This is a genomic window from Pseudomonas sp. 05T35 (assembly GCF_056396605.1).
On sequence record NZ_JBFTLU010000870.1, the window covers coordinates 1 to 632 of the forward strand.

Sequence of the window (632 nt, forward strand, 5' to 3'; positions counted from 1 at the left end):
CGCAGATCCAATGTGGGAGCGAGCCTGCTCGCGATGGGGCCCGCTCAGGCGCCACACCTCTCAAGCTATCAGGGCTGCTGCTTACGCCCCGCCATATGCTTCAAATACCCCACCAGCAACGTCAGTTCCTCATCCGACAATACCTGTGTCGAGAACCCCGGCATTTTTGCCTGTGGCCATTGGCGCAAGCTTTGCGGATCGCGGATATAGCGCTTGAGGAATTCAGCGCCAAAGTACTCGGTAGGGCTGAAAGGAATGTTCAGGTCCGGACCAAACTGCGCGTCCCCTGCGCCATTCAGACGGTGACACGCCAGGCAGTTTTTCTGGAACAACGCATAGCCCAGATTCACCGGGTCATTGGCGCCGAGTGCCGGGTCTGGAAGCAGGGCAGGGAAGCGTACGCCGACCGCCGCCAGGCGTTTGATGCTGGCGACCTGGAATGGCCATTGCTCAGGGCTGATATGGCCGGCCTGAGGGTTGGTCCACACCAGATAAAACGGTCCGGCGCTGGGTTTGCCTTCCGCCAGTGCTGGCCAAGGGTTGGCCGGGTCTTCAATCGCCAGCCACGCCTGTGCGCCTGCCGTGTTGAGCAACGGCGCAGCAGCCAGTTCGGCAGCGAAACCGTCCAGGGC

General features: G+C 61.6%; 1 protein-coding gene. It reads right to left on the reverse strand.

Going from position 1 to position 632, the window contains the following annotated elements; genetic code table 11:
• Positions 1 to 68: 68 nt before the first annotated feature.
• The coding region (locus tag AC1DH9_RS30390) for a c-type cytochrome (RefSeq protein ID WP_477809484.1) at positions 69 to 632 on the reverse strand (564 nt) is incomplete at its 5' end.